Origin of the sequence: Acidithiobacillus sp. IBUN Pt1247-S3, assembly GCF_041146875.1 — a bacterium.
Taxonomy (GTDB): Bacteria; Pseudomonadota; Gammaproteobacteria; order Acidithiobacillales; family Acidithiobacillaceae; genus Igneacidithiobacillus.
The window spans coordinates 84,575-104,300 of record NZ_JBFRXP010000010.1 but is presented as its reverse complement, the minus strand read 5'-3'; the positions used below and the strand labels follow the sequence as shown (position 1 = coordinate 104,300).

Here is a 19,726-nt window from a genome sequence, read left to right as displayed (position 1 = left end):
TCACCTTCTGGGTGAAGCTCTCGATAAGCTTATTCTACCAGAAAGGCTTGCAGATCGGGGCCTTATCTATCTATCTCTTAGCAGCAATCGCGGATTTAGGGAGCAGTTCGATTACATTCATCCTTCCGTTGCGCCCACAGTAGCGAGCGCGCAAAATGGCATTCCGCTTAGTCGAGGTGCCCATGTTCGAATCCCTCAGCCAACGTCTCAACCAAAGTTTCAAGGCCTTGCGTGGTCAGGCGCGGCTCAGTGAAGACAATATTCGCGATGCCCTGCGTGACGTGCGCATGGCCTTGCTGGAGGCGGACGTAGCCCTGCCGGTGGTCAAGGACTTCATCGCCGAAGTACGGCAGAAGGCCTTGGGAGAAGAGGTCCTGCGCAGCCTGAGCCCGGGGCAGGTCTTCATCAAGATCGTCAACGACGAGCTCACGCGCCTCATGGGCGCGCACAACGATCGCCTCAATTTGCAGGCGCGACCGCCGGTAGTCATCCTCATGGCCGGTCTGCAGGGCTCGGGTAAGACGACCACCAGCGCCAAGCTTGCCCTCTGGCTCAAGGAACGCGAGAAGAAACGCGTGCTCTTGGTCAGCACCGACGTCTACCGACCGGCGGCTATGGAGCAATTGGCCAGTCTCGGGCGCGACATCGAGGTCGCGGTCTTCCCGAGCCATCCCAGTCAGGCACCAGTAAAAATTGCTCGCGATGCCTTGGATGCAGCGCGCAAGCAGATCTACGACGTGCTCATTGTCGATACTGCCGGACGCTTGCATGTTGATGAAGAAATGATGAGCGAGGCCAAAGAGCTCACGGCGATAGTGCAGCCGACGGAGCTGCTCTTTGTCGTTGACGCCATGACCGGTCAGGATGCGGTCAACACCGCCAAAGCCTTTGATACTGCCTTGCCCCTCACCGGCGTGATCCTGACCAAGGCCGATGGTGATGCGCGCGGTGGCGCGGCCCTCTCCATTCGTGCCATTACCGGCAAGCCCGTCAAGTTCCTTGGGGTGGGCGAAAAGGTGCGCAAGGGCTTGGAGGCCTTCCACCCGGAGCGCATGGCATCGCGTATTCTCGGCATGGGCGACATCGTCAGTCTGGTCGAGCAAGTTCAGCAGGATGTGGATATTGAGCAAGCGCAGCGCATGACCGACAAGCTGCGCAAAGGGAAAGGATTCGACCTCGAAGATTTCCGCGAGCAATTGCGCCAGGTGGAGCGCATGGGTGGGCTTACCAGCATCATTGATAAACTACCAGGGATGAATGATCTGCCCAGTGAGGCGCAGGACGCCTTACAAGATAAAAAGCCCATGCGCCGCCTCGAGGCGATCATTAATTCCATGACCATGGAAGAGCGCCGTCACCCAGACATCATCAAGGCCTCTCGCCGCCGGCGCATTGCTGCTGGTTCCGGCACCAGCGTCGCCGAGGTCAACAAACTACTCAAGCAGTTCGAGATGATGCAAAAGATGTTCAAAAAAATGGGCAAGGGCGGCAAAGGCTTGAGCCGTTTGCTGGGAATGAATCCGCGCAATCTGATGAAGGGTGGATTGCCCTTTCAATAAACGGAATTTTTGGTTATGATTCGCGCCTTTCCCGCCGCGCCCGTTGCGGCGCTGTACTTTTGTGAGGATCGGATATGGTAGTGATTCGGATGGCTCGGGGTGGCGCCAAGAAGCGGCCCTTCTATCACATTGTGGTAGCGGACAGTCGGGCGCGGCGTGACGGACGCTTCATTGAGCGTCTGGGTTTCTACAACCCGGTCAGTAACCCATCGGAACTGCGGCTGGACAAAGAGCGCGCCGCGTATTGGTTATCTCAGGGGGCGCAGCCCTCGGATACCGTGGCGCGTTTCCTCAAGGCCGAGGGCGTGAGCAAGACGGGTGTCAGCGCCGCCTGAAACCGGAGAATGGGTGCCGTTGGGGCGGATTTCTGGCCTCTACGGCGTCCGCGGGGCAGTCAAGGTCTTTTCCTATACCGAAGAGCGTGACGGCATCCTTGCTCATCCGCTTTGGTATCTGGGTGCAGAACACCGGCCAGTTACCGTGTTATCCGGTGGTGTGCAAGCGGGTGCAGTAGTCGCGCAGTTGCACGGGGTGGAAGATCGCGAAGTCGCGCGGGCATTGATTGGGCAAGAGATTGCCGTTCCTGCTGCGGATTTGCCCTGTCTGCCGAAAGGTGAGTATTACTGGCGTGACCTGATTGGCATGGAGGTATGTAACCACCATGCTCAGCGTTTGGGTCAGGTGAAAAATTTGCTGGAGACTGGCGCTAACGATGTACTCGTGGTGCAGGACGAGCAAGGCGCTGAAATCCTGATTCCGTGGACTACGGATGTGCGGGTAGATGTTGACCAGCGGCGCATGGTGGTCGACTGGGAAAAAGACTGGTGATGCGTTTTGACGTCATCAGCATTTTTCCGGAACTGATTGAGGGCTATTTTCAGGCCGGTATTTTGGCCCGCGGTTGGCAGCGCGGCCTGCTCGAACTCAAGGTCTGGAATCCGCGGGATTTCAGCACCTTGCCGCATCAGCGGGTAGATGATCGACCGTTCGGTGGCGGGCCGGGTATGTTGATGATGGCACCGCCGCTGCTGGCTGCGATCGCCGCGGCACGTGGGCAAAACCCGGAGGCGCCGGTGGCGTACCTCTCGCCCCAGGGCAGGCCCTTGCGGCAAGAGGATTGTCAGCGCTTCAGTACCCGCGCGGGCATGATCCTCCTCGCCGGGCGCTATGAGGGCATCGACGAGCGGGTCATGGCGCAGGTTGATGAAGAGTGGTCGCTGGGCGATTACGTTCTCGCTGGCGGCGAACTGCCCGCCCTGGTGCTGATGGAGGCAACGGCGCGCCTCCTGCCGGGTTTTCTTGGACACGAGGCGTCGGCGCAGGAAGATAGTTTTGCTGCGGCAGATTTGCTGGATTGCCAGCACTATACCCGACCCGAGCACTGGGGCGGGGCGAAGGTGCCAGAGGTATTGTTGTCGGGTGATCACGCGCGCATTGCGCGTTGGCGACGCGGGCAGTCCTTGTTGCGGACCAAGACGCGGCGCCCGGATCTCTGGGTGAGGCGTCAGTTGTCGGCAGAAGATATACGCTGTCTGCAGGAAGCAGAGAGCGCGGACGAAAGTGGCAGGGTGTAAGGAGAAGGGCTGTGAATATTATTGATGAGATTAATCTGGCAGAGGCAAAGAACGAGATTCCCGAGTTCATTGCCGGCGATACCGTGGCGGTGCATGTACGGGTGAAGGAAGGGGAACGTGAGCGTGTCCAGGTTTTTGAAGGCCTGTGCATCGCGCGGCGCAACCGGGGTGCCCATTCCTCTTTCACGGTGCGCAAAATCTCCAGTGGCGAGGGCGTGGAGCGCGTCTTTCCCATGCATTCGCCCCTGGTCGCCAAGGTGGAAGTGAAGCGTCGCGGTGATGTACGTCGCGCCAAGCTCTACTACCTGCGCGAACTCTCCGGTAAGGCTGCGCGCATTCGCGAAAAGCTCGGCTGATGAGCGAAGGGCAGTCTGCCGCCTTGCTCACGCAATGGCGGATGGCTGCGGCGCCGGAGCAAGACCGCATCTGGGCGGACGCAAACTCGCGTTTGTCCCTGCAGTCGCTTTACCTGCGTGAAGGCCTGTCCCTGTCTCAGGGGCAGGTCGATTTGTATTCCAGTCGCTGCTGGTTGGCCCACCTCAGCTTTACCATTGCCGCTGGCGCTCTACCCGGACATCTGGTGGCCTCCACATTTCCCGCGGCGGAGACGGTGGATCCGGTCCCGGCTGCCTGGTTACGGGTCGTCCCCGATACACCCCTGCCCATCGATATGGAACTCGATATCTTTGCCGAGGCCATCGAAAAACAGGATATACGGCGTCTGTTGCCCCTGTTGCGGAGCATGGCAGAGGATGCCAAGGCACGACATCTGATTATCGATCGGTTACGTCTGCGGGTGGCAGAAGACGGCTATGCCCACGGGTTTCGCAGCAGTCTTTTGCATGCCTGGGCACAACTCGCCGCGATCATGCCTGCGGAAGACTTCGTACCGCTAACCATGGCCGCTTTGCAGCAACACTGGAGCCTTGCCGAGGCTTGCGCCGTAGTGGTGCCCGAAGGGCGGGCCGAGCGCCGCTTGGATAGCGGGAAAGCGCTATTACAGAGCTTGCGTGAGCGCGACCTCAGCGCTTATATGGAACATCTGCGCGGTATGGGGGACCAGCCCATCGCCGCCCTGCGCCAGCTCTTTCTGGCTTTAGGTTTGATGATTCTGGAATATCCTGATGGCTCACAACTGATTGCACTGGGGGAGATCTACTTGTGGTTGGCGGCAGTCTTGCAAATGCCGCACCGCAGTTTGCGGCGTTGCCGGCGTATCTTGTTCAGTGCTGCCGCTGATCTGTTTCGCTTTGCCGGCTGGGAGGCACAGCAGAACTGGCCCGGATACACAGAACTCGCGGCCTTCCGTCACGCCCTTTCCGAGGAGGTTACGCCGCAGACCTACGGCGAGGATTGGCAGCGCGTATTGCAAGTACAGGCTCTCGGTGCGGACGCCCTGCGCTCTTGGTATCAGCGGCGGGCGGAACAGCATTTAATCGCGTCTCATGACCCCTCTGCATTGTTTTGGGCACACTGGCAAGAGACGCAAGCGGCGACCCAGGAACTCGCTGGACCCCTGTTATGGATTCATCCCCTAGTCTTCCTGCGTCTCTACCCGGAGTAGTAGGGAGCCATTGGCTCTACACGGTGGAGCCGATCGGCACGGTATCTCTGGAATTTTTCGGTACCACGCTGGTCGGGCTCCATCCGCTGTTGGGCCAAGCAGAAGACCTGCCCTACCTGGATTCCTGCCATCCACTTGCACAAACCCTGGCGGCCTACGCGGCAGCGGACTTTGTCGCGTATGAGCGGTTGCGTCGGCGGCTCCCCATGCGCGCGTCGGGGACCCCATTTCAGCGGTGTGTCTGGAACGCGTTACAGAAAATTCCCTTGGGCAGGGTGCGCAGCTATGGCGAACTTGCCAGTGTCCTGCACAACGCGCCGCGTGCCGTGGGGCAGGCATGTCGACGCAACCCGATCGCTATCCTCATTCCTTGCCATCGGGTGCTCGCCAAACATGGTCTCGGTGGTTATTCTGGTAAGCGGGAGGGAGCGGAGATCGCTTACAAAGATCTCCTCCTCCGCCACGAGGGCGTCGAATATGCGCGCGCCTAAGAGCCGCCTACCGAGCCTGGATGCCGACATAGATCACTTTCTTGATGCGCTCTGGTTGGAGAAAAACCTGAGTGCCCTCACCCTGCGCGCCTATGCCCAGGATCTCGACAGCTTGCGGCTGTATCTGCAGACGCGCGACTTGCGCTTGCGCCAAGCGGATAATGCCGATCTGGCGAGTTTCCTTGCGGCGCGCCTAGCGGCGGGTGCAGCCCTGCGCAGCACACGGCGACAGCTTTCTAGCCTGCGCGGCTTTTACGCACATGCCCTGCGCGAGGGTTGGATACAACACGATCCTAGTCGGGATCTCAGTTCGCCACGCCTGGGACGTCATTTGCCGGATGTACCGACAGAGTCGGAAGTCGAGGCGCTACTCTCCGCGCCGGATCAAACGCTGCCGATGGGCCTGCGTGACGCGGCCATGCTCGAACTGTTATACGCCACTGGATTGCGGGTATCCGAACTCGTGGGTTTACAACTGTCCCAGGTAGATCTGCCCGCTGGGGTGTTGAAGACCTTCGGCAAGGGGCGGAAAGAGCGTCTCGTTCCCATTGGTGCGCGCGCCCAGGATTTGCTTGGCGTCTATTTGCGGCAGGCGCGCGGGGTACTGATACGGGACCAAGCGCAGGCTGCTGTGTTTTTGAGTCAACGCGCCAAGCCTATGACTCGCCAGCGCTTTTGGCAGCTCATACGGCACTACGGGGAGCTCGCCGGCATCCAATGCCAGCTTTCTCCCCACAGCCTGCGCCACGCCTTTGCCACCCATCTGCTCGACCATGGCGCCGACCTACGCAGCGTGCAACTGATGCTCGGGCACGCCCAGCTCAGCACGACAGAAATTTACACCCATATCGCGCAAGCGCGTTTGCAAGCCCTGCACGCCGCGCATCATCCGCGCGGCTAAGTGCAAGAACCCTACCTATTTGGGAAGGCGCAGGACAATGAAGATGCTCGATTTGCCCTGGCGGATCAGTGCTGGGATGGGTTTGTCTGCCGGGATGCCAGCGACCAGGCGCTGCAGTTGCTGCGGACTCCGCACGGTCTTTTGGTCGAGCTGTTCGATGATCATGCCCGGTTGCACACCAGCTTCGGCCGCGGCGCCCTGGTGCACGTCCACCACTTCTACCCCCTGATCAATCCCCAGTTCTTGCATCAGCTTGGCGGAGAGTGGCCTTGCGGAGATCCCTAAGCGCGGGATTTTGAGTACGTTGGCGATCGCTGTGGGGCTGCTTTCCATCTCGGCACTTTTTTGCGGGCTAGGCAAGGTGCCAACGGTGATCGGCAGGCTTAGCGCTTTTCCATCGCGCAGAACCCCAATCTCTACCTGTGTTCCGGGCTTCTTGGTGCCGACCAGTAAGGGCAGTTGCCCGACGCTGTAGACCGGCTTACCGGCGAAGGTGACGATAACATCGCCAGGATGCAAACCGGCGCGTGCCGCAGGACTATCGGCCTGAATCGAAGCCACTAGGGCGCCCACCGGTTCACTCAGGTGTAAGGCCTCAGCCATGTCCGGTGTTACGCTCTGAACCTCAACACCGAGATAACCAAACTGGATAGCACGGTGGGCCTTCAGGTCATCCACTACCGACATCACGGTATTGATGGGGATGGAAAAAGACAGGCCCATGTAGCCGCCGTTGTTGGTGTAGATTTGATCGTTGATGCCAACGACCTGGCCATACATATTGAAGAGCGGACCACCGGAGTTGCCGGGATTGATTGGTACGTCGCTTTGGATGAAGGGAATGTACTCATCGTCGGGCAGCGGCCGATCGAGGGCGCTAACGACGCCCTGGGTAACGGAATTGGAAAAGCCGAACGGCGTACCCACGGCTAGCACCCATTGGCCGACCTTGAGATCGCTGGAGTTGCCGATGGGAGCAGTGGGCAGGTTCTTCGCGTCGATCTTCAATAGCGCTGTATCATAGCGCACGGAGAGTCCAACGAGTTTGGCTGGATAGGCGTGGTGATCGGCTAGGGTGACGATGATGTGCTTGGCATGGCGCACTACATGGGCGGCGGTGACGATATAACCATCGCTACTCATAATGAAGCCGGAGCCTAAAGACTCGACCTTCTCCTGCGGCGGCTTGTTGCCTTGCCCATTGGGTGCGCCAAAATGCTCAAAAAAACGATAGAATGGCGAGTCGGGCGGAAAGGGGTTGCCAGCGCCCGGGATATTCTGCTCGGATGTGGTGCTGATATTGACCACCGCTGGACCATAGCGCTCGATGAGTGGCGTAAAATCGGGCAGAGCAACCAGGGGCTGCAACGGCGCACTTTGCGTGACAGCGGCGACTGGGGCTGGCGTTGCGGTTTTTATTGGCGCGCTCACCTGCCCTTGGGCACAGCCGGACGCGAGCAGGACTAGGGTTGTCGCAGTCAGTAGTGCGCGACGCCGAGGTAAACGGAGGGTGGAAATGGGGCCAGCCATCAAGTCATACTCCTTCAATTTCAATGCCCGCTAGGGCTGGGACGGATAGCGCTCCGCCAGAAACACAGGCTCGCTCAATGCAGCGCCCGCGCTAATTTGCTGCGATACTCGTTGACCAGCGGATGCTCCTTGCCGAGGAGCAGGAAAATTTTCAGTAGAGTCTTGCGTGCGAGGTCATCACCATATTTCCGATGCCGCTGCACCATCTCGATGAACTGATCGAGTGCGGCTTGCTCATGTCCCTGCAAAAGTTCGCGCAAGGCATGCTGGTACATGGATTTCGCCTGCTCCTCGCCGCTACTTTCGCGTAGACGGCGCGCAATTTCTTCGCCCGGCGGCGCATCGTGTAGGGCGGCCGAAAATTCCACCAGCGCCCGCAGTGCTTCCACACTCTCGCTGGCCTGAGAGGCGGGGCTCAGGGCCGCAATTTCCGCCTCTGCCGCCGTATTGTCACCGCGGCCGATCAATAGGCGTGCGAGTTCCAGGCGGGCCGCATCGTTGCGTGGGTCTTGCGCAAGGGCAGCGCGAAAGGATTGTTCCGCCGCCGCAGTATCGCCGCATGCCAGAGCCTCTAGGCCGGCTTTACGCTGCTCGTCGCCCACCTTGGGTAAAATCTTTTCGAGAAACTGGCGAATGGCAGGCTCTGGTAAGGCGCCGGTAAATTCGTCTATCACGCGTCCTTCGCGAAAGGCCTTTACCGCTGGGATACCGCGCACAGAATACTGGCGGGAGAGCTCTGGGTTTTCGTCGGAGTTGATTTTCGCGAGTAGGAATGCGCCCTGCATTTCTTCGGCAAGCCGCTCCAAAACGGGTCCAAGGGCACGACAGGGCCCGCACCAGGGCGCCCAGAAGTCGACCAACACGGGGCGCTGGAAAGACTCTGTATCTACTACCTCGGTAAAGTTACCGAGATTTACCTCAATAACGTGCGCACCAGACGCCATCTACTGCACTCCTGTGATAAGGCTTTTGAACATGGTAGGGGGGATGATGGCTGCGCTCAAGCCGGTTACTGCGCTTGCAGTTTGTGCATTTCATCGACGATTTGTCGCAGCAGGCTGCGGGTACTCGCCCCAAGGCCTTTGCTTAACCGCTCGACATCCGTTTTTCCTTGTGACAATGGGCCCAGGCAGGCGCCGAGTCGTGCCATTTCGCCTCCCGCCCGCTGCATTTGGCTGGCCATTTGCCCAAGCCATTGCAGGGCCTGGGTATCGCCGCGCTGGGCAGCGATGACGACCCCGGCAATGCCCGGTGCGGCAAAGCTGGGATCCGCTTGGTTTTCGGTCGACGGGAGAGAGCTTGGGTCTTGTAGACCCCGAAGCACACTCGCAACGACAACGTGATCCTCGTCATCTAGTCCGAGCAAAAGGGTTTCATCTCGTTCGCCAGCTAAAATCCGTTCCAGGCGTTCGACCAGAGACTCCCAGCCGTTGGCACTGGCCACACGCAAACTCTCGCGCAGTGCCGACCGGTGATCGGGGTTTTGACAGGCAGATACGACCTGAAGAATAAGTCGCGCGTGGGCACGGCGTACCTGTTCGCGAAAGGCTGGAAGTTCTTGCACCGATGATTTCTCAAGATCGTAAAGTTCTTTGAGTTTGTAGCCTGCCTTCACTAGAATGTCAAAATAGGATTTGTGCGGAGGAGCGACTTTGGCCAAACAGTGGCTACAGCGGATGGAAAGCTGGGTACGCGGTGGTGCCGAGATTGTGCGCGATCACCCCGGACGCTGGGCGCGTTTCCTCCTGCTACCCCTAGTGCTCACTGCCATCCCTCTGCCGTTTTGGCTTATGTACGGCCTTGCCCCCTTGGGTCTTCTCGCGGGTCTGTACCTTGCTGGGCGCTGTGATGGGCAACAATATGATTGGCCACAATTGCGGCACGCCGTTGGTGTGGCGATCCTCTGGGGAATGATTCTGACCTTGTTTGGCCTGCTTTTCGAGTTTGGCCGCGAAACGGTGATCCTTGGTGAGCTGCTTGGCGGCGTGCAAGGAAATTGGCAGGTTGGCCAGGCACCCGGATTTTGGGGCTGGTGGATGGGCTTCAGTGAGCGTCTGACGGACCTCTCCATGATGCCCTACTTCTGGTTTTCCCCGGCATTTTTCGGCGTTGCGCTGGCATTGCACAAGGGACATGGTTGGATCGAGGCGGAAGTGGAAACTACCCTGGCTCTCCTGTTTCGCCAAGAATTGCGTGATCCGCTGATTGCGTTGTGGGCGATTCTTCTCATCGCCAGTGTCATTTTGCCGTTACCAGCGCAGGTGTGGCTGGCGCTCTTCGTTTGGGTGCTCGGGCCGCCCATCGTCCATGTCGCGTACGAAGACATCTTCGCCAATAAACAACGGCCGCGGCGCAAGCGCGAAGGCAAGTCGGTACCGCTTCCAGTACTGCAGCCGCAGAAGGTGCGGACGAGTTGAATCTTCTTCATCAGTTGGCCGCAGATTTTGCGCTTGAGCATGGCAGGCTAGCCTTGCTACTGTTCGGCCAGGAAAAATTCTAGACCCAGGAGCCCTCATGTTTTCTTCCCAACACATTGCCGATTTCGACCCCGCTTTGGCGCAAGCCATGGAGCACGAACGCGTTCGGCAAGAAGACCATGTCGAACTGATTGCCTCGGAGAACTACACGAGCCCGATGGTGATGGCGGCGCAGGGTTCAGTGCTCACTAATAAATATGCTGAGGGTTATCCGGGTAAGCGATATTACGGCGGCTGTGAGTATGTCGATGTCGTTGAGCAGCTTGCCATTGATCGGGCCAAGCAGTTGTTTGGCGCCGAGCATGCCAACGTGCAGCCGCACTCGGGCTCCCAGGCCAATCAGGCCGTCTATTTTTCGGTACTCAAACCGGGCGACAAGATTATGGGCATGAGCCTCGCCCACGGTGGTCACCTGACCCACGGTGCCAAGGTGAATCTGTCTGGCAAGATCTTCGACGTTGTCGCTTACGGAGTGCGTCGTGAGGATGGGCGTATCGATTACGACGCCATGGCGGCGCAGGCCGAGCAAGAACGGCCAAAAATGATCGTCGCCGGGGCTAGTGCCTATTCGCGCATCATCGATTTTGCGCGCATTGGTGAAATCGCGCGCAGTATTGGTGCCTATCTTTTGGTGGATATGGCACACATTGCTGGGCTCGTAGCTGCCGGCCATCATCCGAGCCCAGTGCCGCACGCAGATTTTGTTACTACCACTACACACAAGACCCTGCGTGGTCCACGTGGCGGCCTAATTCTCTGCCGTGAAGAGTATGCGAAAAAGGTCAATTCGCTGATTTTCCCGGGGATTCAGGGTGGCCCGCTGATGCATGTCATTGCTGGTAAGGCGGTGGCGTTTCAAGAGGCTTTGCAACCGGAATTCAAAACTTATCAGGCCCAGGTGATCCGCAATGCGCAAAAGCTGTCTGCAGTCTTGGCCGGGCGCGGCTATCAGGCGGTTTCTGGTGGTACCGACAATCATCTCTTTCTCTTGGACTTGGGGGAAAATGTGACCGGCAAAGAGGCGGAAGAGGCCTTGGGGCATGCTAACATCACGGTCAATAAAAATGCCGTGCCTTTCGACGCTCGTCCGCCAGCAGTCACCAGCGGTATCCGTATTGGTACCCCGGCCGCTACCACCCGCGGCTTTGCCGAAGCAGAAATGGAAATTCTGGGAGTTGCCATTGCCGACGTCCTTGATGCTCATCAAGATCAGGCAATCCTGCAAAATGCGCGGGGCCGTATCCTTGAACTTTGCCGGCGTTTCCCGGTTTATGGCTAACGGTGCACTGTCCCTTTTGCGCCCATGACGATACCCGTGTCGTCGATTCTCGCATCGCCGATGATGGCGAGTCGGTAAGGCGCCGCCGGGAATGCCCCGCCTGTAATCAGCGCTTCACTACTTATGAGCGCGCGGATTTGGCGTTCCCAATGGTGGTCAAGGCGGATGGGCGACGGGAACCTTATCGACAGGAAAAACTCCTTGCCGGGCTGCGGCGGGCGCTGAGCAAGCGCCCGGTGTCTACGGCGCAAATCGACCTCGCCTTGCGCAAGATTGAAAAGCAAATTCGCAGCCATTCCGAACGGGAAATCTCCGCGCGCCGCATCGGCGATTTGGTCATGGCAGCATTACGCGAGCTCGATCCGGTGGCCTATGTGCGCTTTGCCTCGGTATATCGGCGTTTTGATGATCTGCACGCCTTCAATAGCGAAATTCAGGCCCTGCTCGACCCAGATCAGGCTATTGAGTCACCCAATGATGAGCGTTGATCAATCCGATATCCAGTACATGCGCCAGGCCTTGGAGCTGTCACAGTTCGGCCTCTACAGCACCCATCCCAATCCGCGGGTCGGTGCCTTGCTCGTGCGCGATGGTGAAATCCAGGGGCGGGGCGCGCACCTGCAGGCTGGAGGCCCGCATGCAGAGGTGTTCGCTCTGGGTGAGGCAGGAGAGCTGGCACGTGGCGCAACCCTCTATGTCACGCTCGAACCCTGTGCGCACCAAGGTCGTACCCCTCCTTGCAGTGACGCAGTCATTGCCGCTGGGGTCACGCGTGTTGTTGTGGCGATGGTCGATCCCAATCCCCTGGTGGCCGGTAAAGGAATCGAGCGCCTGCGCGCGGCGGGCATTGTTGTGGACGTGCCATGTCTGGAAGAAGAGGCGATCTGGCTCAATCGCGGTTTTGTGCAGCGTATGCGTCGCGGGCGCCCCTGGATGCGGGTAAAGCAGGCCAGCAGCCTGGATGGAAAGGTGGCGCTGGCCAATGGCCAGAGTCAGTGGTTAACCGGCGAGCTTGCCCGTGAGGACGTACAAAAGGAACGCGCGCAGGCTAGTGCTATCCTGGCGGGAGTGGGCACGATATTGGCCGACGATCCGCGTTTTGCCCCACGGCTGAACGAAGATTTGTTGCGCCATCCGATCAAAATCATCCTCGACGGACGACTCCGCACTCCCTCCACAGCGGCAGTGTTGCGCAGCCCTGGCGCCACCTGGATTGTGCACCGCGACGATCTGGAGGCGGAGGCTGGTCACGCACTCTCTGCTGTCGGTGCGCGTCTCGTTCCACTACCACCGGCAAGCTCGGGTGTGGGGGTCGATTTTTTAGCGCTGATGCAATTTCTCGCCCAAGAAGAAATCAACGAAGTGTTTGTGGAGGCCGGTGGGCGTCTCGCCAGCAGCCTTCTCGGTGCTGGCTTGGTTGACGAATACCTATTGTATTTTGCGCCGTTACTGCTGGGACAAGACGCCCGTGCCTTTGCTTCGGTAGGGCCGTACCTGCAGCTCGGTCAAGCTCCGCGCTGGCGCCTGCGGGAAAGCCAGGTTCTGGGGCAAGACGTAAAGCTCCGCTATCTCTGTCGGGAGGATGCCTGATGTTTACCGGAATTATTCAGGCCGTAGGTACGCTGCGGCAGCGTCAGCGCTTGGGAGGAGACCAGCGCTTCTGGGTTGCTGCTGGTGCCCTCGACCTAAGCGATGTGCAGTTGGGTGACAGCATTGCAGTGTCCGGCGTCTGTCTTACGGTGGTTTCCTTGGATCAAGACCGCTTCGCCGTCGACGTCTCCTTGGAGACTCTGGAGCGCAGCATCCTGGGCGACCTGGCGCCAGGTGCCGAGGTGAATCTGGAAAAGGCCTTGCGCCTTGCTGATCGCCTGGGCGGACATTTGGTTGCCGGTCACGTCGATGGCGTCGGCATTCTGCTCGGCGCGCAGAGCTCTGGCCGCTCTCAGGTGTATCGTGTGCAGGTACCGCAGGAGTTGCGCCGCTACATTGCAGCCAAGGGGAGCATCTGTGTAGACGGCATCAGCCTTACGGTTAATGCCTTGTACTCAGACGGCTTTTCTCTCAACCTTATCCCCCATAGTTTGGCGCAAACGACGGCGCAATCCTGGAAGCCGGGTCAGCGCTTGAATCTTGAAGTTGACCTGCTCGCTCGCTACTTGGAGCGCCTCATGGTCGACCGAGGGGAAAGCGCGGTAGAATCGTGTCTCGACGCCGCAAGCCTGGCAGCAAAAGGATACAGTTGATGACGAAAAGCCGAATCAGCCCTACGGAAGAGATTCTGGCAGACATTGCTACGGGCAAAATGGTCATCCTCATGGATGATGAAGACCGAGAAAACGAAGGCGATTTGATTCTGGCGGCCGAGCATGCCACCCCGGATGCCATCAACTTCATGGTGCGCGAAGCACGCGGGCTCGTCTGTTTGCCTCTGACCCAGGAGCGTTGCGAGCAACTGCAGATTCCGCAAATGGTGCGTCACAATACTGCGCAACTGGGTACGGCTTTTACCGTCTCCATTGAAGCGGCGCGGGGGGTCACTACGGGCATATCCGCCGCTGACCGCGCTACCACCATTCAGGCGGCCATTGCCGATGCTGCCGGTCCCCAGGACATTGTCATGCCGGGGCATATCTTCCCTCTGGCCGCGCAGCCGGGTGGTGTGCTGGTGCGCGCCGGCCATACGGAGGCGGCCATCGATCTGGCCCGACTGGCGGGCTGCAAGCCAGCCGGTGTCATCTGCGAAATTCTCAATGAAAATGGCGAAATGGCGCGCCTACCTGACCTCCTGCCCTACGCCGCCCGACATGGATTAAAGCTGGGGACTATCGCCGATCTGATTCGCTATCGTCTGGAGCGAGAGCGTATTGTGCGACGCGAAGGCAGTGGCCCCTGGCAGAGCCCCTGGGGTGAATTCACGCTGCACCTATATCGCGACTGGATCTCGGGTGAGACACACTTCGCCCTCGTTAAAGGGAAGCCGGAAGACAGTAAAGAGCCCGTGCTGGTGCGGGTACAGGTCGGCAAAACGCTGACGGATCTTTTTTTGGGGGATCAAGGGCCGGTGGCCCATGCCCTGGCACGCTTGGCGCAAGAGGAGGTCGGCGTATTGGTGTATTTGCAACATGCCGACGATGCAGACACTTTGCGGACGCAGATTGCTGATCTCCCGTCGCGGCCAAAGGGCCCGGGCCAGAGTGGTGACTCGGGTCGTATCCTGCGCACCTTCGGCGTGGGCGCGCAAATGCTCACCGACCTTGGTGTGCATCAGGCGCGAGTGCTCAGTGACAGTCAGTTTCAGTATCGCGGTATTGGCGGTTTCGGCCTCGAAATCGTTGGTCAACTTCCATTTCTCGAAACAGGAAAATACCTATGATCGAGCGGTTTGAAGGTAATTTGCAGGTTGGCGCTGGCGAGCGCTATGCCTTGTTGGTGGCGCGTTTCAACAGCTTTATTACCCAGCAATTAGAGCAGGGCGCGATCGATGGTCTCAAGCGCCACGGGGCAAAAGAAGAGCAGATTCAGGTGATCTACAGCCCGGGAGCTTATGAAATCCCTCTGCTGGCACAGAAACTCGCGCGCTCCGGTAAATACTCTGCCGTCCTTTGTCTTGGCGCCGTGATCCGTGGTGGCACGCCACATTTCGATTATGTCGCCGGCGAGGCCGCCAAAGGTATTGCGCAGGTTGGCCTCGACACTGGTGTGCCAGTGATCTTCGGTATCCTTACTACGGACAGCATCGAGCAAGCCATTGAGCGGGCGGGCACCAAGGCCGGAAACAAAGGCTTTGATGCGGCCATGACAGCGATGGAAATGGTTCAACTGCTGAAAAACCTGTGAACGAGTCTCGTAGCCCCAGCCGCCGGCGTTTGGCCCGGGTTGCCTTGGTTCAGGCTCTGTACCAATGGCAGCTCAACCCCACTCCATGCGCAGAATTGGCCGAACAATTTCACGCAGATCCGGAACGCTTACAAGCGGCAGATGTGGCGTTCTTCGATCGGATTTGGGCAGCGCTCTGTGGGCAGATTGATAGCCTCGACCCTGCCATTGTCGAAGCGATCACCGATCGCCGTTGGGAGGATGAGGTCAACGAGATCGAGCGCGCGATCTTGCGCCTTGCTGCTTGCGAATTACACTCTCTACCCGAGACGCCGTACCGAGTAATCATCAATGAAGCCATTGAGCTCGACAAAGCCTTCGGTGCTGAGCAAGGGCACCGTTTCATTAATGGCGTCTTAGACCAGCTCGCTCGCCGTTGGCGGGTTGCGGAGCTGGGCTCTTCCAGTACCGAGAGCTAAGCCATTTTACCTATAGCCATGCATGAGGTTTTTATTGTAACCTTCTGACTATCGGGGTTTTCTTTTGAGGATATCATGAAGAAGTCACAGAAAAGTGTTGTCTCCGCTGTATTGGCTTCCAGCATCGTCTTCTGCGTGTCCGCGTGGGCGGGGGAAGCTCAACAGACTGTTCTTGAGGATGCTGCTACTACTTCTCCTGCGGTTTTAACCACTGCCAAATTGGAAAATAGCATCGGTACACGCTGCGCAATGGGCGATGGTGTGCCAAAGAATTATGCATTGGCAGCGCAATGGTTTCAGAAGGCTGCAGACCATGGATACGGTAAGGCAGAATATAATCTTGGCATGCAATATTATTTTGGCCAGGGCCTGAAGCAAGATTATGCACAAGCCGCCTACTGGTGGCAGCGTGCTGCAGAGCAAAACGTGGCCTCCGCCCAATACAACCTGGGCAACCTCTACTACCAAGGGCTCGGCGTAAAACAAGATTTTCAGACGGCCGCCCACTGGTGGAGGATGGCTTCAGAACACGGTATTCCTCAGGCCAAGGACAACCTTGCGGTATTGGCGAAGTGGCAGCAAAAAAACTTGAAGCCGGTTGCCGACAAGACCAACGTCAACCCATAATCGATCAAAATTCGTGTGATGGGGAGTTCTCGGATTCCCCCTCATTTTGCTCTGATCCTTTGTGCAGCTCTTGCTCCAGGGTCATCCTGCGGTTTTGCTCTCCGAGAAGCTTGGTCTCTAACTCACTGATGTGTTTGGTGTGTTTTCGGATTCGCCAATGATTGCGCAAGTGCATGGGCAAGTAAAAAATCGTACTGGCGAAAGCGCCGGCGACGAAGGCAATCAGTACAATCACCCCAGCCGATTGCTGAAATTGCCACGAGAAGAAGTGAACCACGCTGATGGCGTTGTTCTGTACAGCGAAGACTACAGCCAACGCGGCAAGAATCAGGGAAAAGATAATCCACATGTTGTCTGTCTCTCCTAGTTATGGGAACGGATAAAAACCGCTTGAAACCAACGGCTCAATGCCCAGCCAGTCGGCGGTAGACATAATAACCACAGCCAAACCGGGATATCCAGAATGAAAGTGCCAAGGTCCCCTTCCACAGCAGCGATCAAGGCCAGGCCCATGACTACGATCACCGAACTGGTCAGCAGGGCAAGGCGCTGCAAGCCGCGGCGCAGCTCCCGCCGTATGCCCTCCAGCTCCTCATTTCGCACCGGCACCTGTAGTTCCCCGCGTTGTGCTTGTTGCAGAAGGCTATGGACCAGTTCGGGTAGTTCTGGCAGCACCAAGCCCCACTGCGGGGCATGGCGCCGAATTTGTGTCCACCATGCCTGGGGGCCACGTTGACGGTTCAGCCAATCACGCAGCAGTGGCGTTGCAACCTCCCAGATGTTGAGGGTTGGGTTGAATTCCCGCGCAATCCCTTCAACATTGACCAGGGTCTTCTGTAAGAGTAGGAGCTGCGGCTGGGTCTGCATCTGGAAGCGTCGCGTCGTCTGAAATAAACGCAACAGCAGTTGTGCTACGGAGATTTCGTGCAAAGGTTTTTGGAAGACCGGTTCCGCAATCGCACGGATTGCTGTTTCGAAATCTTGAACGTTGGTATCTGCTGGCACCCAACCAGCCTCAATATGGGCCTCTGCCACACGCCGGTAATCGCGACCGAAAAAAGCGACCATATTCTCGGCTAGATAATGTTGACTGGCTTCGTCCAGACTCCCCATGATGCCGAAATCGACCGCGATAAAACGGCCATTGCTGGGATCGATAAAGATGTTTCCAGGGTGCATGTCCGCATGGAAAAAAGAGTCCCGGAAGACTTGTCGAAAAAATATTTCGGCGGCGCGACGCGACAGCTGATCGAAATCAATGCCCGCTGCACGCAGCGCATCACGTTGCCCAATTTGAATGCCGCGAATACGTTCCATCACCAGAACCTCTTCGCTGCAGAAATCCCAAAACACCTCCGGAACGTATAGTAGGTCTGGATCATTGGCGAAGTTGCGCCGTAATTGGCTGGCGTTGGCGCCTTCGCGCAGGAAATCGAGTTCGCCCCACAAGGTTTTGGCATATTCCGAAACCACTGCGCGCACGCGCAAGCGCCTGCCTTCTTGGGAATACCGTTCGGCAAGCTCGGCCAACCAAGCGAGAATCCCCAGATCTTGTTCAATGATGCGGCGCAAGCCGGGACGCCGAATCTTGATTGCCACCTCGCGACCGTCATACAAACGGCCAAAATGTACTTGGGCAATGGATGCTGCGGCTGCCGGCTCTGTTTCTATCTCAGCAAAGACTTCTGTAACTGGCTTTTTCAGCGAGTGCTCAATGATTTGCTGTGCTTGTACAGATGGAAATGGCGGCACAGCATCCTGCAGCTTTGCCAATTCGCGGGTAATTTCCTCAGGCAACAGGTCGCGCCGAGTGGAAAGCATCTGCCCAAGCTTAACGAAGGTTGGGCCCAGAGCCTCGAGGGCGAGGCGCAGTCGTGCACCAAAAGTTCCTTCGGGTTTGGGCATGACCCAACGCCCGGGGTTCAGCTTGAGAATTGCCTGATACGGCTTGAGCAAGGGCAGGTAGTAGAGCAGTTCGTCCAGCCGGTAGCGAACTAGGACGCGAGTGATCTGGAAGATGCGAAGGGAACGGAGATAAGATTGGCGCATGTGTCGATTCTAGCATGGCTGCCGCAGAATAGGACGAAAAAAAGGCCCCGCGGGGGGCCTCATGAAGCAAGGGGTTGACCTTACTTGGTTACTGTTTTTTCCACTTTGATCGTGCTGTTGATTTCGACGCGCTGGTTCAAGAAACGTCCCTGCGCCGTGGCATTACTAGCAACCGGGTCGTTATAAGAATGACCTTTGAGCACCATGCGAGTGCGGCTGACCCCATGGTTTTCCAAGTACTGCGCTACACTGCCGGCGCGTTGCTTAGATAACTTCAAATTATAGGCATAGGTGCCTACTTTACTGCAGTAGCCATTCACATCCAGCACCGCGTCAGGATGGTTCTTGGCGAAATCTGCCACCTCGTCCAACACCTTGATGTCGTGGCTAAGGAGCTTGTAAGAGTTGAACTTGAAGTTGATGCCCGTGATCGTGATCGGCTTGCTGACCAACACGGTTTGCTCAACCGGCGCGATAGGCGCTGGGGCAGGAGCAGGTGCGGGTGCAGGAGCGGCGACGACCTTCTTGGGCGGAACACAGTACGCGGGGGCTGGCCCCTCGGAATCAGGTCGTCCGCCGCGCACGCACTGGCCTTTGGCGGTTACCACGGGGGCACCTTGCGCGGTGACCGCATAGCCCTCATAAGGACTGGTGCTGGCCAGGGCCATCCCAGAGCTGACAAACGCGGCCAAAGAGACAGCCAGCGTCAGACGCAGATTGTTCGACATTGCAATACCCTCCTCAATACCAAATTTAGAGCCGCGCCGTAATCAAGGCAGCGGTATTTTTACAACAACGTGAAGGATGTTGTAATTCGACAACGCTGTCAAGGCGCATGCGCCGTGCTTGATCGGATTGCGCGGCCGCGGCCAGCGCAAGCACTATTGGAAAATGCCTGTGCACCCGATCGCTTACCGAGACGAAAAGCCTTGACAGTGGTTAGGGACGAAGTGATAATTCGCCGCTACCGCTGGAGGGGTTCCCGAGCGGTCAAAGGGATCAGACTGTAAATCTGACGGCTCTGCCTTCGGAGGTTCGAATCCTCCCCCCTCCACCAAGATTTGCCGGCTTCGGTCGTGCGGGTGTAGTTCAATGGTAGAACCTCAGCCTTCCAAGCTGATGGTGTGGGTTCGATTCCCATCACCCGCTCCAAGTTAGGCCCACATAGCTCAGTCGGTAGAGCACTTCCTTGGTAAGGAAGAGGTCACCGGTTCAAATCCGGTTGTGGGCTCCATTTTTTGAGGTCGCTTTTGTTTTTGATTGGAGAGGGTCTTCTGAATGTCCAAGGGAAAGTTTGAGCGGACGAAGCCGCACGTAAACGTGGGAACGATTGGTCACGTGGATCACGGGAAGACCACGCTGACGGCGGCGCTGACGAAG

At 58.0% G+C, this 19,726-nt stretch carries 24 protein-coding genes and 3 tRNA genes; 21 read left to right on the top strand and 6 right to left on the bottom strand.

The window, feature by feature from the left end; translation table 11 throughout:
* The first annotated feature begins 182 nt into the window (after positions 1 to 182).
* From ffh to xerD, 8 genes are all read left to right on the top strand, one after another.
* Positions 183 to 1,559 (top strand): signal recognition particle protein, encoded by a 1,377-nt coding sequence (gene ffh, locus AB4090_RS09070; RefSeq protein ID WP_369573548.1) that lies wholly within the window; start codon positions 183 to 185, stop codon positions 1,557 to 1,559.
* Between the two features lie 74 nt (positions 1,560 to 1,633).
* Complete coding sequence (gene rpsP / locus AB4090_RS09065; protein WP_369573543.1) at positions 1,634 to 1,894, top strand: 30S ribosomal protein S16; 261 nt, start codon at positions 1,634 to 1,636, stop codon at positions 1,892 to 1,894.
* Positions 1,878 to 2,387 carry a ribosome maturation factor RimM gene (gene rimM / locus AB4090_RS09060; protein ID WP_369573542.1) on the top strand — a complete coding sequence of 170 codons (510 nt, stop codon included), beginning with the start codon at positions 1,878 to 1,880 and terminating at the stop codon, positions 2,385 to 2,387. The genes rpsP and rimM overlap by 17 nt, the downstream gene beginning before the upstream one ends.
* Complete coding sequence (trmD, locus tag AB4090_RS09055) at positions 2,387 to 3,133, top strand: tRNA (guanosine(37)-N1)-methyltransferase TrmD (RefSeq protein WP_369573547.1); 747 nt, start codon at positions 2,387 to 2,389, stop codon at positions 3,131 to 3,133. The genes rimM and trmD overlap by 1 nt, the downstream gene beginning before the upstream one ends.
* An 11-nt stretch (positions 3,134 to 3,144) precedes the next feature.
* Positions 3,145 to 3,489 carry a 50S ribosomal protein L19 gene (rplS, locus tag AB4090_RS09050; protein WP_369573541.1) on the top strand — a complete coding sequence of 115 codons (345 nt, stop codon included), beginning with the start codon at positions 3,145 to 3,147 and terminating at the stop codon, positions 3,487 to 3,489.
* The gene (locus AB4090_RS09045) at positions 3,489 to 4,697 is read left to right on the top strand and encodes a hypothetical protein (protein WP_369573540.1); all 1,209 of its coding nucleotides are present in this window, start codon (positions 3,489 to 3,491) and stop codon (positions 4,695 to 4,697) included. Before rplS ends, AB4090_RS09045 begins: the two co-directional genes overlap by 1 nt.
* Positions 4,655 to 5,188 carry a methylated-DNA--[protein]-cysteine S-methyltransferase gene (locus AB4090_RS09040; protein WP_369573539.1) on the top strand — a complete coding sequence of 178 codons (534 nt, stop codon included), beginning with the start codon at positions 4,655 to 4,657 and terminating at the stop codon, positions 5,186 to 5,188. The genes AB4090_RS09045 and AB4090_RS09040 overlap by 43 nt, the downstream gene beginning before the upstream one ends.
* The gene (gene xerD / locus AB4090_RS09035; protein ID WP_369573538.1) at positions 5,175 to 6,089 is read left to right on the top strand and encodes a site-specific tyrosine recombinase XerD; all 915 of its coding nucleotides are present in this window, start codon (positions 5,175 to 5,177) and stop codon (positions 6,087 to 6,089) included. The genes AB4090_RS09040 and xerD overlap by 14 nt, the downstream gene beginning before the upstream one ends.
* A gap of 15 nt (positions 6,090 to 6,104) precedes the next feature.
* On the opposite strand, the gene AB4090_RS09030 is transcribed toward xerD, so the two are convergent.
* From AB4090_RS09030 to AB4090_RS09020, 3 genes are all read right to left on the bottom strand, one after another.
* Entirely contained in the window at positions 6,105 to 7,619 is a 1,515-nt protein-coding gene (locus AB4090_RS09030; protein WP_369573537.1) for a Do family serine endopeptidase, read from the bottom strand.
* Positions 7,620 to 7,693: 74 nt separating this feature from the next.
* Positions 7,694 to 8,563 (bottom strand): tetratricopeptide repeat protein, encoded by an 870-nt coding sequence (locus AB4090_RS09025; protein ID WP_369573536.1) that lies wholly within the window; start codon positions 8,561 to 8,563, stop codon positions 7,694 to 7,696.
* A gap of 65 nt (positions 8,564 to 8,628) precedes the next feature.
* Entirely contained in the window at positions 8,629 to 9,234 is a 606-nt protein-coding gene (locus AB4090_RS09020; protein WP_369573535.1) for a hypothetical protein, read from the bottom strand.
* A 37-nt stretch (positions 9,235 to 9,271) separates the two neighbouring features.
* Between AB4090_RS09020 and AB4090_RS09015 the strand changes: the two genes are divergently transcribed.
* The 9 genes from AB4090_RS09015 (at position 9,272) to AB4090_RS08975 (ending at position 16,297) form a co-directional block, all read left to right on the top strand.
* The gene (locus AB4090_RS09015; RefSeq protein WP_369573534.1) at positions 9,272 to 10,036 is read left to right on the top strand and encodes a hypothetical protein; all 765 of its coding nucleotides are present in this window, start codon (positions 9,272 to 9,274) and stop codon (positions 10,034 to 10,036) included.
* A gap of 97 nt (positions 10,037 to 10,133) precedes the next feature.
* Entirely contained in the window at positions 10,134 to 11,375 is a 1,242-nt protein-coding gene (gene glyA / locus AB4090_RS09010; RefSeq protein WP_369573533.1) for a serine hydroxymethyltransferase, read from the top strand.
* Positions 11,376 to 11,377: 2 nt separating this feature from the next.
* A complete protein-coding gene (gene nrdR, locus AB4090_RS09005) occupies positions 11,378 to 11,863 on the top strand; it encodes a transcriptional regulator NrdR (RefSeq protein ID WP_369573532.1) in 486 nt (161 codons plus the stop codon).
* Complete coding sequence (gene ribD / locus AB4090_RS09000) at positions 11,850 to 12,965, top strand: bifunctional diaminohydroxyphosphoribosylaminopyrimidine deaminase/5-amino-6-(5-phosphoribosylamino)uracil reductase RibD (protein ID WP_369573531.1); 1,116 nt, start codon at positions 11,850 to 11,852, stop codon at positions 12,963 to 12,965. Before nrdR ends, ribD begins: the two co-directional genes overlap by 14 nt.
* Positions 12,965 to 13,618, top strand: a complete 654-nt coding sequence (locus AB4090_RS08995) for a riboflavin synthase (protein WP_369573530.1) — start codon at positions 12,965 to 12,967, stop codon at positions 13,616 to 13,618. The genes ribD and AB4090_RS08995 overlap by 1 nt, the downstream gene beginning before the upstream one ends.
* Entirely contained in the window at positions 13,618 to 14,748 is a 1,131-nt protein-coding gene (ribB, locus tag AB4090_RS08990) for a 3,4-dihydroxy-2-butanone-4-phosphate synthase (RefSeq protein ID WP_369573529.1), read from the top strand. The genes AB4090_RS08995 and ribB overlap by 1 nt, the downstream gene beginning before the upstream one ends.
* Positions 14,745 to 15,212, top strand: coding sequence for a 6,7-dimethyl-8-ribityllumazine synthase (gene ribE / locus AB4090_RS08985; protein WP_369573528.1), 468 nt, complete (start codon positions 14,745 to 14,747; stop codon positions 15,210 to 15,212). The genes ribB and ribE overlap by 4 nt, the downstream gene beginning before the upstream one ends.
* Positions 15,209 to 15,670: a transcription antitermination factor NusB gene (gene nusB / locus AB4090_RS08980; RefSeq protein ID WP_369573527.1), complete on the top strand. Its 462-nt coding sequence runs from the start codon at positions 15,209 to 15,211 to the stop codon at positions 15,668 to 15,670. Before ribE ends, nusB begins: the two co-directional genes overlap by 4 nt.
* Positions 15,671 to 15,745: 75 nt before the next feature.
* Positions 15,746 to 16,297, top strand: coding sequence for a tetratricopeptide repeat protein (locus tag AB4090_RS08975; RefSeq protein WP_369573526.1), 552 nt, complete (start codon positions 15,746 to 15,748; stop codon positions 16,295 to 16,297).
* 4 nt (positions 16,298 to 16,301) lie between these two features.
* Here the strand turns inward: AB4090_RS08975 and AB4090_RS08970 are convergent, their stop codons facing one another.
* The 3 genes from AB4090_RS08970 to AB4090_RS08960 form a co-directional block, all read right to left on the bottom strand.
* Entirely contained in the window at positions 16,302 to 16,646 is a 345-nt protein-coding gene (locus AB4090_RS08970) for a lipopolysaccharide assembly LapA domain-containing protein (RefSeq protein ID WP_369573525.1), read from the bottom strand.
* A gap of 14 nt (positions 16,647 to 16,660) precedes the next feature.
* Positions 16,661 to 18,346 carry a ubiquinone biosynthesis regulatory protein kinase UbiB gene (gene ubiB / locus AB4090_RS08965; protein ID WP_369573524.1) on the bottom strand — a complete coding sequence of 562 codons (1,686 nt, stop codon included), beginning with the start codon at positions 18,344 to 18,346 and terminating at the stop codon, positions 16,661 to 16,663.
* An 80-nt stretch (positions 18,347 to 18,426) separates the two neighbouring features.
* Entirely contained in the window at positions 18,427 to 19,074 is a 648-nt protein-coding gene (locus tag AB4090_RS08960; RefSeq protein WP_369573523.1) for an OmpA family protein, read from the bottom strand.
* A 244-nt stretch (positions 19,075 to 19,318) separates the two neighbouring features.
* Between AB4090_RS08960 and AB4090_RS08955 the strand changes: the two genes are divergently transcribed.
* The 4 genes from AB4090_RS08955 to AB4090_RS08940 all read left to right on the top strand — a co-directional run.
* Positions 19,319 to 19,403: transfer RNA gene (locus AB4090_RS08955), tRNA-Tyr, on the top strand.
* A gap of 21 nt (positions 19,404 to 19,424) precedes the next feature.
* Positions 19,425 to 19,498, top strand: a tRNA-Gly gene (locus tag AB4090_RS08950).
* A 6-nt stretch (positions 19,499 to 19,504) separates the two neighbouring features.
* A tRNA-Thr gene (locus AB4090_RS08945) sits at positions 19,505 to 19,580 on the top strand.
* A gap of 44 nt (positions 19,581 to 19,624) precedes the next feature.
* The coding region (locus tag AB4090_RS08940; protein ID WP_369573546.1) for a GTP-binding protein at positions 19,625 to 19,726 on the top strand (102 nt) is incomplete at its 3' end.